The sequence below is a fragment of the Rhizobium sp. LjRoot258 genome, assembly GCF_964254185.1.
GTDB lineage: Bacteria > Pseudomonadota > Alphaproteobacteria > Rhizobiales > Rhizobiaceae > Rhizobium.
On sequence record NZ_CAXUST020000003.1, the window covers coordinates 41840 to 57293 of the forward strand.

Sequence of the window (15454 nt, forward strand, 5' to 3'; positions counted from 1 at the left end):
GCGAAGCAATTTCATCAAATGTAACCTTTAATTAACTGTAGCATTGTGCAACTTCAGATTTTAACGCCTCGTTTGTAGTTGAAACATAGTATTCAAGAAACAAAACTGGGGCGGGGTGCCATGAATACAGTCAGTTTAAACAGTCCGACTCTGTCGGGCGAGACTTTCACCAGACGTATCATTTTCCCCATGGCCAGCATCGTGGTTGTTGCAATCGCGGTCGTGCTGGGTTTCGTGCTTGTATCCGCAAGCGGTCAGAACAAACTTGAGGTCGAAGCCTCGACCAAACTCGCAACCACCGCCCTTCAGGTTAAGGCGAGAGAAGTTGCCCGCAACCTCCGCGACTACGCCGTTTGGGAAGATGTATACAAGAACCTCCACGAGACGGTGAACGCCGAATGGGCCGCGACCGACGGAAACGTTGGAGCAAACATTTACGAAGGTCTGGGCTATGAGATGGCCTTTGCGATCAATCCGAGCGGCAAGACCGTTTATGCGGTGATCCACGGAGCACCCCAAAAGGTCGATGCGCTCCAAATGATGCCTCATGGCTTGAAAGATCTCCTGCATGTCGCCTCGATACAGACTGATCCCGTCACAAGCATCATCAAGTCCGGGGAAGACGTGTTCATTGTCGCAGCCACCGGAATTCTTCCGCCTTCCATCGAAAGATCGACGGTTCGGCCTGGGGATTTGTCGATGCTGGTGTTCGCAAAGAAACTTGATCAGAAGTTCCTTGACGGCATCGGCCGCGACTATCTTCTGAATGGGTTGGCGATCTCGCCCACCAAGCCCATCGACGCAGAGGCGTCGATCCCCTTGCTTACGCAGGATCGGGTTTACCTCGGCTCGATTACCTGGTTCCCAGCTAAGCCCGGCTACCAGTTGCTCCGCTTCATCCTGCCGCCGTTGGCAGTCGCGCTTGTTATCCTCGCCGCATTTTCCTTGCTGGTGGTCCGTAATGCTCGCCGGTCCACTCGCGCTCTGGAGGAGTCGGCCAAGACAGTCGAAGCCTATGCACAGACGCTCAAGGAGAGTGAATCTCGGTTTAAGGATGTCGCGGAGGCATCCTCGGACTGGATCTGGGAGAGCGACAGCATTCTGCGGCTGGTATACTTTTCGACCCGCTTCACGGAAGTGACGGGCGTGGCGGCCGCGAGCGTCTTGGGCAAGACGCTCGAACAGTTTTTTTCGAGCGACGCCGATACCGACGGTTGGCGCCGGCTGATCGAGGAAACCCATGAGCGGACGTCATTTCGGGATCTGAGATGCTGCTACCGCGATGCAGGTGGCCAAACGCGTATCTGCCGGCTGGCAGGGCGTCCCATCACAAGTGCGAGCGGTGAATTCCTCGGTTTCCGTGGCACGGCAACCGATATTACCGAGGAGGTCAAGGCACAGGAGCGAGCAACGCACCTGGCACACCATGATGCTCTCACCGGCCTGCCGAACCGGGTACTCTTCCGCGAACGGCTCAACATCGCATTGGCGGCGAATGCCGTCGAGGCGTCACGCGTTTCCATCATCTGTCTTGACCTCGATCACTTCAAAGAGATCAATGATACGCTTGGACACGGCGCTGGCGACATCCTTCTCCAGCAACTCTCGAACAGGCTTTTGGGGTGTGTCCGTTCGACCGACACCGTCGCCCGGCTCGGCGGCGACGAATTCGCGATCATCCAGGTCGGTGTAAACCAGCCTCTTGAATCCGAACAACTCAGCCGAAGGCTTATCGAGGTCGTAAGAGCCCCATTCCAACTCGACGGCCAGGACCTTCATATCGGCGTCAGCGTTGGCATCGCGGTTGCGGATACTTGTGACAACGATCCCGAGCGGCTCCTGAAGAATGCCGACATCGCGCTCTACAGGGCAAAGCAAGCCGGCCGCGCGACTTACAAGATCTTCGAAGCCCAAATGGACGTGGAGCTTCAGGCCCGCAAGGCGTTGGAATATGACCTGCGCCAGGCAGTCCTCAAAAACGAGCTCGAAGTTCACTACCAGCCACTCATCGATCTTGAGGCGCGTGCAGTGGCCGCCGTTGAGGCGCTCGTGCGGTGGCGCCACCCCACGCGGGGTCTTGTCTCACCGGCGGAATTCATTCCACTCGCAGAGGAGACGGGTCTGATTGTCGCCATTGGAGAATGGGTTCTTGAAACAGCTTGTCTGCAGGCGCTCGAGTGGCCCCAGCTCCGGGTCGCCGTCAACCTCTCGCCCGTCCAATTTCGGGGCCGTGAACTTGTCGACACCGTCAGCGGTGTTCTTGTTCGAACAGGCCTTGATCCAGCGCGCCTGGAACTGGAAATTACCGAGAGTGTCCTTATCAACGATGCCACGGCCGCGCTCGAGATATTGAACGGTCTGAAAAGCCTCGGTGTCAGGATTGCGATGGACGACTTCGGGACGGGATATTCATCTTTGGGCTATCTCAACTCGTTCCCGTTCGACAAAATCAAAATCGACAGATCCTTCATCGGAGATATGAGCAGCAAGGACAAGTCTGGCGCGATTGTGAAATCGGTCATCAGTCTCGGCCAGAGCTTGAACATGGTAACGACCGCGGAGGGCGTCGAGACGATCGAGCAGGCTACCTTCCTCACCAATGAAGGCTGCGACCAGCTCCAGGGATTTTATTTCAGTAAGCCCATCACGGCATCAGAACTCACCGCGTTTATCGATCGCTGGGAAGGGTCGGACATAATGTCCATCGTAGCAGCCTAGCCGCCAACCGAAATCAGACGGGAAAATTGAAATGACCGCGCAAACCGCGTCTGCCGTCCTGGACGAGTCGGATTTGTCCCCGCGCCAACTCCAGGCATGGATACAAAGTTCTATTCCATCGCTGGAGAAGGCTCGCCACACAGGTACTCCGCTAGCGAGCTATCCTGACGTCGACACTGTTATTGCCGAGTTGCAGCCCACAGAACCGGTTTTTTGCATTTCGCCCTCGAAGTTGCGGGAGTGTGCGCAGAGCTTTCAGTCGTTTCCCGGCCGGGCGCTCTATGCGGTTAAGTGCAATCCGCACCCCTTCGTGCTCGAGACCCTCTATCGTTCCGGCATCACGGATTTTGACGTCGCGTCGCTGGATGAGATACGTCTGATCGACGGCATGTTTGGCAAGGCTGCCGGCCAGTTTTTCAACAACCCCGCGAAAACACGTCCCGCCATACGTGCTGCAAGCGAACATCATGGTATTCGCTTCTACACCGCCGACTGTATGGAAGAGATTGAAAAGATCGTCGAGGAAGCCGGCTCCAGGGACGACCTGGTTATTGCCGTCCGCCTTGCTACACGTCCGGCTGATGCAAGGTATGTCCTAGCCACCAAGTTTGGTGCCCAGCCCAACGACGCGGCCGAGATGTTAAAGGCCATTCATGCCAGAGGCATCAGGGCCGGAATTTCGTTCCACGTCGGCTCGCAGTGTCTGGCACCCGGGGCATTTGCCGCAGCCGTGGAACTCGCTGGGAAGGTCGCTAGCAAGGCGGGCGTTCCCCTGAGTGTGTTGAACGTCGGTGGTGGTTTTCCAGCACCCTATCCCGGCGACAAGATCGAGGGACGGGAGCACTATTTCGGCAATATTGTCCGAGCGGTCCGAATGATCGAGCTGCCCCGCAGCTGCATCGTCCTTTGCGAGCCAGGCCGGAGCCTCGTGGCAACGGCGGGGACGATAATCGTTCAAGTCGTAATGCGCCGAGGATCGAGCATTTTCATTAACGATGGCGTTTTTGGCACGTTGCAGGAGCTTGGTCACCCCAAGGAGCACCGCCCGACCCGGCTTGTCAGGAGCGGCGTGCGATCGGCGGCCCCTAATGTCGATTTCAAGATTTATGGGCCGACCTGCGATTCGAACGATGTGCTGGGAGCACCGTTCAATCTGCCTGGAGACGTTCGCGAGGGCGACTGGATCGAAATCGGGATGATGGGTGCGTACAGCCTGTCGATGCGCACACAGTTCAACGGTTTCTACACCGACAACGTCGTGGCATTGGGTGAATAGAGGCAAAGCGCGATGTCTTTAGTCTGCTCGAGCCGTTTGGTCGCCTCGTTGGTCGGAGCTGTGGGGGTCGTCCTCTGGGCCACCGAGACGACACTTGTCACTTTCACCACGGCCATCCCGCCTCTTCAGACGGTGGCGACTGCATTTCTCTTTGCCGCCGCCATGTCGCCCTTCGTGTGGCTTGTCACACGGAGCCACCCGCTTGTCGCTTTTCGTCAACCGCCCCGCGTCTGGCTGCTGACGGTGGTTTCGCTCGTTGGCTACCATGCCTGTATTTACTATGCCACGCAGAAGGCTCCCGCGGCAGCCGCAGCCCTTCTTCAGGGAACGACACCGCTTATGATCGTGCTCGGGTCTGCTTTCCTCCCTGGAGAGAGGCTCCGATGGTGGCACATTGTCGGCGCGATGATGGGGTTGGCCGGCGTCATCAGCCTGGTTGACGCTGGCAGCGAGGCGTCCTTTTCGCCGGGAGCGACATTCTATCTCTCACTGATCGGTGCTGCGGCGGCGCTCTGGGGGATTTATTCCGTTCTGACCAGAGCACTGCCGGAAGTTCCTTCATCGGCTCTCGGAATGTTCTACGCTGCTTCCGCCATCGTCTCATACATCGCGCACCTGTCCTTTGAAGAGTGGGTTTGGCCCACGACGGCGGAATGGCTGGCAATGGCTGCACTTGGCTGCTTGCCTATGGGGCTCGCTATCTATTTTTGGGACCATGGGCTGAAGAAAGGGGACATTCAGGCGCTCGGAGCCTTCTCCTATGTTGAGCCGTTTGTCGGGGCTCTTCTCGTCGCTTCATTCACTGTGGCAACATTCGACCTCTCCCTCTTGTGGGCCGGAGTGCTGATCGTCGGTGGCGCCATCATCGCCAGCGCCAGCCTCTGGACGCGAAAGAAGATCAACACGGCCGGACGTGACAGCGGGAGCAGGATTAAAGGCACAGCGATCCCAGAATCGCTGAGCGAGGCTTCAACGCCACAAGAGCCGAGTGCCATGAGCAACCGTTTCCTACAGCGACTTGCCGAGATCGGAGACGACTACGGCGATCCGCGCAAACATGATGAGGATCGTGCGGAACCTCTTGCGAGGACGCTGTCAGGTTAACTGAGGCAGAGGTCTTCGGATATGATTGCCTCAGGCCATAGCCTCCGTTAGCGACAAACGCCAGCATCGAAAGCCCGCTATTCTTCAAACAGAACACGCGCATGTTCTACGGCGATGCAAGGAAGTCGACTTCCGATCTTCTGCTGCAAGTGGGATAGGGAACCCAAGCTGGGGAAGTTGGCCCGACGGCGGCCGCCCGCCGCCATCTTCGAATAAGGCCTAGTCTATATACGTCGGGGAAAGTCCTTGACGGGTCTGACGCCGGTGACGCTGAAATTGAGCGGCAAGTCGCCTTGTGTGGTAGCGCCGGATCTTTCAATTCAGGCTGGGCGAACGGATCGTCTGGGCGAAGATGCTCAACGCCGCGCAGATCTGCACCAACTTCAGTTACCTGCTCCAGCCCGACAACCGCGGGATGCCTTCGCCAAGGCTGCGCGCAATGATGGTTGAGTTGGCTTAAAGAGCCTCGTCCTGCGCACCCATGCGAACAGTCGCTCTTGATTTTGAGTTTTAGCTGCAATGGCTGAAAGCTGACTGAAAGCTTGGCCTGCTACTGTCGTCGTCGCATCGTGGAGGAGACACGAGCCCGTGTGTCAATGGCGATGCAGACAACCACTAGGAGGATACAGTCTATGCGTTGTACACGCGCACTTCTTCATTCTGCTGCCGTTTTCGCCTTCCTTGCCGGCGCCGCCATGGCAACCGCAACTTTAGCCAATGCTTCTGACAAGATCACGATCATGGTCGGCGGCTACGAAAAGCAGATCTATTTGCCGGCAAAGCTCGCCGAGACGCTTGGCTATTTCAAGGAGGAAGGCCTCGATGTCGAGCTTCTGAACGAGGCGGCTGGCGTCGATGCAGAAAATCAGCTGCTTGCCGGCGCCGTGCAGGGGGTTGTCGGCTTTTATGATCACTGCGTTGACCTGCAGGCGAAAGGCAAATTCGTCGAATCGATCGTCCAGTTTAGCCAGGCCCCGGGTGAGGTTGTGCTTGTTTCCAGCAAGCATCCGGAAATCAATGCCCCCAGCGACTTTAAAGGCAAGACGATCGGAGTGACAGGGCTTGGCTCCTCGACCAATTTCCTGACGCTGTACATGGCATCGAAGGCTGGATTGCAATCGGGAGACGTCGTCACCGTCCCAGTGGGTGCTGGAGGAACCTTCATCGCCGCCATGCAGCAGGATCAGATCCAGGCAGGTATGACTACGGAGCCAACAATTTCGCGCATGGTCAAGACCGGTGAGGCATCGGTTCTCGTCGATATGCGCACCGTCGAGTCTACGCGCAAGGCGCTCGGCGGCACCTATCCGGCTGCCTCTCTCTACATGGAGAGTGCCTGGGTCGACGAACATAAGGAGGAGGCTCAGAAGCTTGCCAATGCGTTCGTGAAGACCCTGAAGTTCATCAATACGCATTCTGCCGCCGAGATCGCCGAAAAAATGCCTAAGGATTTCTACGTCGGTGACAAGGACGGCTATGTCAACGCACTCGAGGCGGGCAAGGGCATGTTCACGCCGGACGGTGTCATGCCGGAAGACGGCCCGAAGACCGTTCTTGCCGTACTCTCGGAGTTCTCCAAAAACGTCCAGGGCAAGCAAATCGATCTTTCGAAGACCTACACGACGGAATTCGTGAAGAACGTCAAATAAGCGCCCCTTCGCTGCACGTCCGGTCAAGCCGGAACCAGTTCCCTTGAACAAAAAGCACCTTTATGCGCGCCTACAGGCATGCGCGAGGATATCTCATGACAGATGATATAACCCATGATCCAGCGATCGAATTGATCAATGTGAGTCGCCGCTTCGTTTCTCCGACTGGCAAGTCTCTCACAGCGCTTCGCGATTTCAACATGACCGTCGAACGCGGTGAGTTCGTCGCCGTGGTCGGCCCTACGGGTTGCGGCAAGTCGACGACGCTCAACCTTGTCACCGGCCTCGCGCGGCCGAGCGCTGGCGAAGTCCGCCTTATGGGCGGGCCAGTGGCTGGCATCGATCCGCGCGTCGGCTTCGCCTTTCAGACGGATGCCCTCTTCCCCTGGAAGAACGTGATCGACAATGTAATGGCTGGCCCCCTGTTTCGCGGCAAGCCACGCGATGTTGCGGAAACGGCGGCCAAGAGCTGGCTGGCACGCGTCGGACTTTCAAAATTCATGAACCACTATCCGCATCAGCTGTCCGGCGGCATGCGCAAGCGCGTCTCGCTCGCTCAGACCTTCGTCAATGAGCCGGAAATCCTGCTGATGGATGAGCCCTTTTCCGCGCTCGACGTGCAGACACGCACCGTCATGCACGAGGAACTGCTGAAACTATGGGCGGAGCGCAAGGCATCAGTGGTTTTCGTCACGCACGACCTCGAGGAAGCCGTCGCACTGGCCGACAAGGTCTATGTCCTGACCGCCGGACCCGCAACTGTTAAGTCGGTCTACAAGATCGACCTGCCGCGGCCGCGCGTTGTGTCGGAAATCCGCTACGAACAGCAATTCATCGACTACTGCAAGACCATCTGGGATGATCTGCGACAGGAGGTGGAAACCAGTTATCGCCGCTCGAGCGAAGCGGCATAGGGAGGTCTTAGCAATGGCAAACGTACCCATGGAGACGGCGCGCGCAGTTTTTCGCCCGGGCACCTCTGATGCCGAAATCGAAGCTGTCGCGTTGAAGTCCATCAAGCGCCGCAAGCAGACGGTTTTGTTCTGGCAGATCGCCATTCTCGTCGCGACACTCGGGCTTTGGGAGCTGTCCTCCACAATGCTCTGGATCGACCCGTTTTTCTATGCCAGCCCAAGCGCCATCGCCGCACGGCTCTACGACTGGGCGCTCAACGGCACTACGGAAGGTTCGCTTTGGTATAACCTGTGGGTTACTATGCAAGAAGCGTTGATTGGCTTTTTCGCCGGCTCGATCGCGGGCGTATTCGTTGGCGTCGGCCTTGGCCGCAACCGCTTCCTCTCGGATATCCTCTCCGTTTATATCAAAGCGATCAACTCGATCCCGCGCGTTGTGCTTGCACCGATCTTCATCATGATCATGGGTCTTGGGTTGCCATCCAAGGTTGCGCTCGCCTTCATCATGGTGTTCTTCGTGGTTTTCGCAAACGCTTTTCAGGGCGTGCGGGAAGCAGACCGCAACATGATCGCCAATGCACGCATTCTCGGCGCTTCCAATTGGCAGGTAACCCGTAGCGTTATCGTTCCATCGGCGATGAGCTGGATCTTTGCGAGCCTGCATGTTTCGTTCGGCTTTGCTATCATCGGCGCGATCGTTGGCGAATTTGTCGGCGCCCGCTTTGGCATTGGCCAGCTGATTTCGATCGCCAAGGGCACTTTCGATGCCGCAGGCATGTTCGCGGCGATTATCCTCGTCATGATCTTCACACTGGTTGCAGAGGCAATCATGACCGTGATCGAGAACCGCCTAGCCAAGTGGCGGCCACAACAGATGGACGTTCAGTAATCCTCTCGAGCATTACTGGAACGCTGAAAGGGCCGGGTGACATGCTCGGCCCTTTTGTTTCACACTCCAAGCGGCAATGTTACAAGGACAAGAAGTCCTCCGTCTTTTCCATCACCAAGTTCGATCGTACCTCCGGCGCTATCGACCACTTCCCGCACAATTGCCAATCCGAGACCGCTACCCTCGGTCTGTGTGCCGATCACTCGATAGAAGCGTTCGAATACCTGCGTGCGCTCGCCTTCGGGAATTCCCGGGCCGGTGTCTTCGACCGTGAGGATTGCCATATTTCGCAGTGACTTGACTGTAACGGTCACCGCGCCGCCGGCTGGCGTGTAGCGCAGAGCGTTGTCGACCAGGTTCACCACAAACTCGCCGAGCATGGTAGCATCACCAGTCACATTCACTGGACCGCTATTGTCGAAACCGAGATCAATGCTGCGTTTCAAGGCCTCTTCGGCGACATTTTCGAGTACGGAACGTGTGAGAGCCGCCAAGTCGATATTGTCCGTGCGTGGGCGGAAGTTTCCGGGCTCGGCCCGGGAAAGAGCAAGTAGCTGCCCGGCCAGCCGGGTAACTTGCCGCGTGCTTTTCTGTAGAGCCTGAAGTGCTTCATCGCGTTGACGAATGTCAACTTCCCTGGCAGCCACCGCGGCCTGGGTCGCGATCAGCGCCAGTGGTGTTCGCAATTGGTGAGCGGCATTGGCAACAAATCGCCGCTGAGCCGCCATCTGATTTTGCACGCTCTCCATATGCTCGTTCAAGGCGTGAACGAGCGGCTGCAGTTCTGTCTGTACCATTGATGGCGGGAATGGATCGAGGCGGTCACGACCACGTTGGCGCACAGCGTCCCGCAGGCGCAATATGGGCGAAAGTCCTCGCTGGAGACCGATGATGGTGACAAGGCCTGCCAGTAGAACAAGCGCAAGCTCGTTTGCGAAATCGGAAAGCCAAAGCTGGCGTCGAATTGCATATTGGCTACCATGCGTGACACCGACCGTCACAGCAATCGTTCCGTCTCCCGCAAGGCCCACGACTGGATGCTCAAGCATGAGCGCTCGAATACTTTGATCGTGAAAAATCAAATCCTGGCCCTTCAGCGCGACCGGCGGCGTCGGCAGATCGGGATATCCTGAGAGTAGGTTACCCCAGGGCGTGGTCACGCGATAGAAGACCTGATCGCCAAAGCCCGTGTCAAACATCTCCAATGCGGCGGGGGGAATTTCGACCTGAACGGAGCCACTGTCGTCGACGTGCACGGCCTCGGCAATGACGCGAGCCGATGCGAGCAAAGTGCGATCGGTAACGAGCTGGGCGGCGGCAGCGGCAGAGCGGAAGCTCAAATAGAGGTTGACGCAAATTGCTCCAGCTAGCGTCAAAACGACCAGTGAGACCAGTTGGACACGCAGGCTGCGCCTTAGCCGAGCAATTCGGCCTGTCAGCCTTCGGATCGGCGATTTTGGGCCTTTAAACATGGCGCAGCAGATAGCCAAGGCCGCGCAGCGTTACGATCTGAATGGAGCTGCCTTCAAGCTTCTTTCGGAGTCGATGGACGTAGATTTCGATTGCGCTCGCATCAGCAACATCATCGAATCCAAAGACCCCTTCGGAAAGGGATGCTTTCGTCACCGTCGCCCCCGCTTTCATTATCAGGTGCTCGAGCACGGCGTGTTCGCGAGGCGTGAGCTGTAGTGGCTGCCCGCGCAGCGAAAACTGTCGTGTTCTGCCGTCAAGGACTAGGTCTCCAACGGCAATTTGTGGCGCGGCGACGTCATGACCACGCCTGATCACCGCGCGGATTCTCGCTTCAAGTTCTGCAATTTCAAACGGCTTGGCGAGATAGTCGTCCGCACCGCTATCAAGACCCGCAACACGACCCTCCACGCTGGCGTTTGCGGTGAGAATGATGACGGGCACCTTATTGCCGGCGCGGCGCAACTGCTTCAAGACAGTTATGCCGTCTAACTTGGGTAGGGACAGATCGAGGATAACGGCCGAATAGGCCGCAAGACGTAGCATATGCTCGGCGTCCAGGCCGTCGGCCGCAATATCCACAGTGTACGCCGTTTGTCTAAGAGCCTTCGCGAGCCAGGCAGCAAGGTCGGCGTTGTCTTCCACAATAAGCAGGCGCATTTTCCGTGCTCACGTCAATAGGCGACCACCAACCTATCATTGGTCAATGCTGATCAGAACTCCCTGGAATGACAATCTTCCGTCCTGTTATTTTCCCACGTCGTGACGAGTTGTCATAGCGATAGCGGGAAGGAACACAAGTTATGAACGAACCGCATTTATAAAAGCATCAAAGATCGCGATGTCCGGCATCGCTCGGATGGACGAGATCGGCTGAGGCAAAGTCGCCGTCGCCATAAGCTGTCATGCTTTCGTAAACAGGTGTATAGAAGAGTGAGAAGCGGCGACCGCAAGGCGGTTTACGGCATTCGTCCCGAGCATTTCGCCCTCGACGACAAGGGCGAAGCAGCAACCGAGGTCCATGGTGGCTTCCCGGACCCCTCAAAAGATTCAAGTTGGCAATGCAATTTTCACTTGTAGTTTGACGACGAAAACGGGCGTATAAAAAGCATCATTTTTTACAACCATAGTCAAATTTGATATGAGACGGGCATGGCTATTGCCCGATGCCGCTCACGTCTGCCCACTCTTGCTTGATTGATCAGCTTACTGCCAGGCCTCATTTGTCTGTTTTGCAAGTCCTCCACGAGTTTGTTTGCACGACCCTGGGATCCTGAAGATACCATAAATCGCCCGGCATATTCTTGAGGAAATAATACGATGTTCACGACACGACCGGAAATCCTCGGCACCTTCGGCGTCGTCACGTCGACCCACTGGATCGCATCTTCGGTTGGCATGGCGATCCTGGAGAAGGGGGGCAACGCCTTCGACGCGGCTGTCGCCACCGGCTTTGTGCTGCAGATCGTCGAGCCGCATCTATGCGGCCCAGGCGGCGACATGCCCGCCATTCTCTATTCGAAGAAGAAGGACAAGGTCGAGGTCATCTGCGCCCAGGGACCGGCACCGGCCGGTGCGACGATCGAGCACTACACCTCCGAAGGCCTGAACCTGATCCCCGGCGACGGCTTGCTGGCGACGGTTATCCCCGGCGCCTTCGACGGCTGGATGCTGATGTTGCGCGATTACGGAACGATGAGCATCCGGGACATTCTCGAGCCGGCGATCTACTACGCCGAAGAGGGTCATCCTGTCCTTGCCGCGGTTTCTGCGACAATCAAGAGACTGGGCGGCTTCTTCGAAAAGGAATGGCCGACTTCCCACGCAACCTGGCTGCCGGGTGGTAGCGCGCCGGAGCCGAATCGCAACTTCAAGAATCCTGTTCTGGCGGCAACTTGGAAGCGGGTGATTGCCGCGGCCGAAGCGAAGAGCGGTCGGGAAAATCAGATCGAGGCCGCCCGCGACGCCTTCTACCGGGGCTTCGTGGCCGAGGCGATCGAAAGGTTCGTCAGCACCACTGCCGTCATGGATGCGAGCGGAGCCAGGCACAAGGGCGTGCTGAACGCTGAGGACATGGCAAACTGGCGCGCCACGGTCGAGGCGCCGCAGACCTATGACTACCATGACTGGACGATCGCTAAAACGCCGGCCTGGGGCCAAGGACCTGTATTGCTGCAATCCCTGGCGCTGTTGAAAAACCATGATCTCGCCGCGATGGACCCGTCCGGGCCGGATTTCGTACACACCGTCGTTGAAGCCATGAAGCTCGCCTTCGCCGATCGCGAAGTCTATTACGGAGATCCGAGTTTCGCGCAGATCCCCACCGAGTATCTGCTGTCGGAAAGCTATAATAGCGAACGCCGAAAACTTATCGGCGAGGGAGCTTCGCTCGAGCTGCGCCCCGGCCGCGTGCCAGGCTACGACCACCAATTCGACGTCACCATGGCCATGCTTGCCGAAATGAGCGGCAAGGGCACGGTCTACGAACCAACCATGTCCCATCTAAGCGAAAAACGTGGCGACACGGTGCATATCGATGTGATCGACCGCTGGGGCAACATGGTTTCAACCACGCCTTCGGGAGGCTGGCTGCAGTCTTCGCCGATCATCCCGGGCCTCGGCTTCGCGCTGAACTCTCGCGCCCAGATGTTCTGGCTGAAGCCCGGCCTGCCGACTTCTCTTGAGCCGGGCAAGCGCCCCCGGACGACGCTCACTCCCTCGCTGGCGCTGCATCAGGGCCGGCCGACGATGGTCTTCGGCACACCTGGCGGCGATCAGCAGGATCAGTGGCAGGTGCCTTTCTTCCTGCGCTACGTCCATCACGGAAAAAACCTGCAGGCATGTATCGACATGCCGCTTTTCCACACTTCGCATTTCCCGGGTTCCTTCTACCCGCGCACCAGTTCTCCCGGCGAGATCATGGTCGAAAGCAGCGTCGGCGCTTCGACGCTCGACGAGCTGCGCCGGCGTGGCCATAAGGTACAGGTTGCCGATCCTTGGACCGTAGGCCGTCTGACCGCGGCGCGCCGGGACGTGGACGGTCTTCTAAGGGCCGCCGCGACCCCCCGCCTTATGCAGGCCTACGCGGTCGGCAGGTAAACAATCGCAACTGATTGGTCGCGGACTTGAGTATTCATCGGGGAGGGTGTGCTGCAGAGAGCTTCTCCATTCGGTCGCGTGAAGGCGGCCGAGGACAAGGCCGATGAGGCGGTGTCCGATCTTGCCGCTCACAAAATGCACTCCGCCGAGACCTTCGCGACCAAAGCCGGGACTATTTCGCGCGATCGAAGGCGTGGGCAATAGAATTGACGGACTGCACGAGCGGATCGACACAGCTTTCGAACGCACTAACGGGCGCACGACGCGCAGCTAATCCAGCTACCTCTCCTTAACCGGGGAGGCGGGCTGTTTTTGTTTTATTCTACGGTTAGAGCCAGAACAGGCCGGCGATCTGCAAGACTATCCCGTCCGCAGCGCAGAACGGCAAACGCCATGAGCGTGATGGTGAGGACACGTTTCATGCGCACCAGTCGTTCATGTGCCCCGGCCGCTATTCGCGCGCAAAGCCTTCCTTGCGCAGCTACAGTGGTACTCGTGGATATTGCGCCTAGTGCCGTTGGGTGCAACGGCGCGAGGCGCTTCAGGCGGAAGCTGACTGGTGTTTGCTTTTGCTGATGGCGTACCGCCGACCGTCAATGCGCTGTCTGCGAATGTTCGCCGCCGCGTTGTGAGATGCCGCTCAGTGCCTTACCCGTTCCGGTGGCCTCGCCCTTCGTAGCGAGGTCTCCAAGTGAGATGATGCCGACGAGGCGCTTATCTCGGTTCAGTACTGGCAAGCGCCGTATCTGAAGATCGCCCATGTTGTGAAGCACGTCTTCAACATCTTCATCATCGAAGCAGTATCTAACCTTGATACTCATCACATCGCGAACCTTTGCCTCGGGGCCCTTGCCCTCTGCCACGCCACGAATTGCGATGTCGCGATCGGTGATCATGCCGACCAGCCTGTCGTTCTCACTCACCGGGAGAACGCCGGAATCGAGACGGCCCATCATCAGGGCGACATCCTGCAATGTCTGCTCCGGATTGGCGATCTGAACGTCTGTGGTCATGCAGTTGCTGACTTTCATGATAACCTCCCTTGCCCGCGCCAAAACTGCGGGTGAAGGGAATCAACGCACACCGGTCGTAAATGTTCCTGCGGAGGGGCGGTAAATGGCGGTCATACTTTGGCCTCCTGCGCGTCATGCCGCGGCTCATCGCGCCTCGGCCAAAGCGAGTTGCTGGCGCAGATGACGGATGTCCTCGAGCAGTGGAGCAATGGTCGCATTCACGTCGTCGTCGTGCCAGGCGAGGGCGGCTTGCACTTCGAAATCCATGTCTTTCTTAGTACGCGGCAAAAGCGGCCCGCTGCCGCCGGGGCTTGTGGACCGCCGTGCTAGAAGCACCCGGCGCTCTGAGGGAAGCGCCATCTCCACTATAAACCTTTGCACGCCATCCGTCATGGATTTCGGCCCTCAGAGATTTCTACCAAACATACGATATTGCGCTATCCTGTACTTTAGAAAGCGCTTTAGAAGATGCAGCACGGCGACTTTGATAGCTTCCGATACAGCTTAGCGTCGCTTTTGGTGCGCCGCCCAAACCTCCGTATATACGCGAACAAGGCGCGGTGGTGGATCGATATGATCGAAGAGTACGGGGAGGCGGTCAGATGCAGAGGTAAGCTCTGGGTCCAAGGCAACGACAAAAACACCTTAGAGGACTACGAGAGAATTTGCGACGAGCTTGAGGACGAGCTAGAAAGCTACCTCTCAGGCTACCCTGCGGGACACCGTATCAATCATAACAGCTGCAGGCTTCCCATTCACTTCGAGGCGTTCAGGGGGTCATGACTCGCAGCTTCCAATACCTGATGCACCCACTTGGCCAACGCCGGATCTTTTGAAAGGTGAAACTGGAAAGCTTTTTCGTCGAGCTTCCCCAGCCGATAAGCGGCAACTACGTCTTGCTGTTCTTTGTTCAACCCTCTGGCCATCGCGTGCTTAGGCCAGACGCTTCCCAGCTCGGTCAGCCGGCTTTTGAATGTTCTGATACCGCTTGTAGACATGACGTTTCCTCCGAAGAGGAAAACGAAATGGAGACTTCAAGGTTCCTGAGATCGAGTACCGCGCCTGGATCCATGACGGCAAGCTTCGCCACGCGTCATATAAGGGCCTGCGAGAGGTTCAGGACAACGCCGCAGTTTATGAGATCTCGCCGGAAGCGTGAGACAAAGCGGGCAAAAAGCATAAGGATCAGACGAGCTATCGATCTGCCTGACAATTCAGCAAGATCATGATTTTGCTCGCTTGCCGTACTCCGGCATGGGGCACCAAAATCAAATCAAAGCCGACCTCGTAAGAGCCTTTAGATCGCTTCGCTTGCAAAAACT

Annotated in this window: 12 protein-coding genes; 7 read left to right on the forward strand and 5 right to left on the reverse strand. The window is 57.5% G+C overall.

Features of this window, described 5'->3' with window-relative positions:
• The first annotated feature begins 120 nt into the window (after positions 1–120).
• The 6 genes from ACSQ9D_RS28660 to ACSQ9D_RS28685 all read left to right on the forward strand — a co-directional run bounded on the left by ACSQ9D_RS28660 (position 121) and on the right by ACSQ9D_RS28685 (position 8550).
• Positions 121–2718 (forward strand): bifunctional diguanylate cyclase/phosphodiesterase, encoded by a 2598-nt coding sequence (locus ACSQ9D_RS28660; RefSeq protein WP_436285236.1) that lies wholly within the window; start codon positions 121–123, stop codon positions 2716–2718.
• A gap of 31 nt (positions 2719–2749) precedes the next feature.
• Positions 2750–3994 carry a type III PLP-dependent enzyme gene (locus ACSQ9D_RS28665; protein ID WP_436285237.1) on the forward strand — a complete coding sequence of 415 codons (1245 nt, stop codon included), beginning with the start codon at positions 2750–2752 and terminating at the stop codon, positions 3992–3994.
• 12 nt (positions 3995–4006) lie between these two features.
• Positions 4007–5098, forward strand: coding sequence for a DMT family transporter (locus ACSQ9D_RS28670; RefSeq protein ID WP_436285238.1), 1092 nt, complete (start codon positions 4007–4009; stop codon positions 5096–5098).
• 632 nt (positions 5099–5730) lie between these two features.
• Positions 5731–6747 (forward strand): ABC transporter substrate-binding protein, encoded by a 1017-nt coding sequence (locus ACSQ9D_RS28675; RefSeq protein WP_436285239.1) that lies wholly within the window; start codon positions 5731–5733, stop codon positions 6745–6747.
• Positions 6748–6842: 95 nt separating this feature from the next.
• Positions 6843–7661, forward strand: coding sequence for an ABC transporter ATP-binding protein (locus ACSQ9D_RS28680; RefSeq protein ID WP_436285240.1), 819 nt, complete (start codon positions 6843–6845; stop codon positions 7659–7661).
• A 13-nt stretch (positions 7662–7674) separates the two neighbouring features.
• Positions 7675–8550 carry an ABC transporter permease gene (locus ACSQ9D_RS28685; RefSeq protein ID WP_436285241.1) on the forward strand — a complete coding sequence of 292 codons (876 nt, stop codon included), beginning with the start codon at positions 7675–7677 and terminating at the stop codon, positions 8548–8550.
• Between the two features lie 59 nt (positions 8551–8609).
• On the opposite strand, the gene ACSQ9D_RS28690 is transcribed toward ACSQ9D_RS28685, so the two are convergent.
• A complete protein-coding gene (locus tag ACSQ9D_RS28690; protein ID WP_436285242.1) occupies positions 8610–10022 on the reverse strand; it encodes a sensor histidine kinase in 1413 nt (470 codons plus the stop codon).
• Positions 10015–10680 carry a response regulator gene (locus ACSQ9D_RS28695; protein WP_436285243.1) on the reverse strand — a complete coding sequence of 222 codons (666 nt, stop codon included), beginning with the start codon at positions 10678–10680 and terminating at the stop codon, positions 10015–10017. Before ACSQ9D_RS28695 ends, ACSQ9D_RS28690 begins: the two co-directional genes overlap by 8 nt.
• 660 nt (positions 10681–11340) lie before the next feature.
• On the opposite strand from ACSQ9D_RS28695, the gene ACSQ9D_RS28700 reads away from it, so the two are divergent.
• Complete coding sequence (locus ACSQ9D_RS28700) at positions 11341–13119, forward strand: gamma-glutamyltransferase family protein (protein ID WP_436285244.1); 1779 nt, start codon at positions 11341–11343, stop codon at positions 13117–13119.
• 593 nt (positions 13120–13712) lie between these two features.
• Here the strand turns inward: ACSQ9D_RS28700 and ACSQ9D_RS28705 are convergent.
• From ACSQ9D_RS28705 to ACSQ9D_RS28715, 3 genes are all read right to left on the reverse strand, one after another.
• Positions 13713–14150, reverse strand: coding sequence for a CBS domain-containing protein (locus ACSQ9D_RS28705; protein ID WP_436285245.1), 438 nt, complete (start codon positions 14148–14150; stop codon positions 13713–13715).
• 126 nt (positions 14151–14276) lie between these two features.
• Complete coding sequence (locus ACSQ9D_RS28710) at positions 14277–14399, reverse strand: hypothetical protein (RefSeq protein ID WP_436285976.1); 123 nt, start codon at positions 14397–14399, stop codon at positions 14277–14279.
• A gap of 488 nt (positions 14400–14887) precedes the next feature.
• The gene (locus ACSQ9D_RS28715; RefSeq protein ID WP_436285246.1) at positions 14888–15130 is read right to left on the reverse strand and encodes a hypothetical protein; all 243 of its coding nucleotides are present in this window, start codon (positions 15128–15130) and stop codon (positions 14888–14890) included.
• Positions 15131–15454: the final 324 nt, after the last annotated feature.

Bases quoted from the DNA above. Each gene is read 5' to 3' on its own strand.
- ACSQ9D_RS28705 (WP_436285245.1), bottom strand. From the start codon at position 14,150: ATGAAAGTCAGCAACTGCATGACCACAGACGTTCAGATCGCCAATCCG.
- ACSQ9D_RS28710 (WP_436285976.1), bottom strand. From the start codon at position 14,399: ATGGATTTCGAAGTGCAAGCCGCCCTCGCCTGGCACGACGACGACGTG.
- ACSQ9D_RS28715 (WP_436285246.1), bottom strand. From the start codon at position 15,130: ATGTCTACAAGCGGTATCAGAACATTCAAAAGCCGGCTGACCGAGCTG.
- ACSQ9D_RS28685 (WP_436285241.1), top strand. From the start codon at position 7,675: ATGGCAAACGTACCCATGGAGACGGCGCGCGCAGTTTTTCGCCCGGGC.
- ACSQ9D_RS28670 (WP_436285238.1), top strand. From the start codon at position 4,007: ATGTCTTTAGTCTGCTCGAGCCGTTTGGTCGCCTCGTTGGTCGGAGCT.
- ACSQ9D_RS28675 (WP_436285239.1), top strand. From the start codon at position 5,731: ATGCGTTGTACACGCGCACTTCTTCATTCTGCTGCCGTTTTCGCCTTC.
- ACSQ9D_RS28700 (WP_436285244.1), top strand. From the start codon at position 11,341: ATGTTCACGACACGACCGGAAATCCTCGGCACCTTCGGCGTCGTCACG.
- ACSQ9D_RS28665 (WP_436285237.1), top strand. From the start codon at position 2,750: ATGACCGCGCAAACCGCGTCTGCCGTCCTGGACGAGTCGGATTTGTCC.
- ACSQ9D_RS28695 (WP_436285243.1), bottom strand. From the start codon at position 10,680: ATGCGCCTGCTTATTGTGGAAGACAACGCCGACCTTGCTGCCTGGCTC.
- ACSQ9D_RS28680 (WP_436285240.1), top strand. From the start codon at position 6,843: ATGACAGATGATATAACCCATGATCCAGCGATCGAATTGATCAATGTG.
- ACSQ9D_RS28660 (WP_436285236.1), top strand. From the start codon at position 121: ATGAATACAGTCAGTTTAAACAGTCCGACTCTGTCGGGCGAGACTTTC.
- ACSQ9D_RS28690 (WP_436285242.1), bottom strand. From the start codon at position 10,022: ATGTTTAAAGGCCCAAAATCGCCGATCCGAAGGCTGACAGGCCGAATT.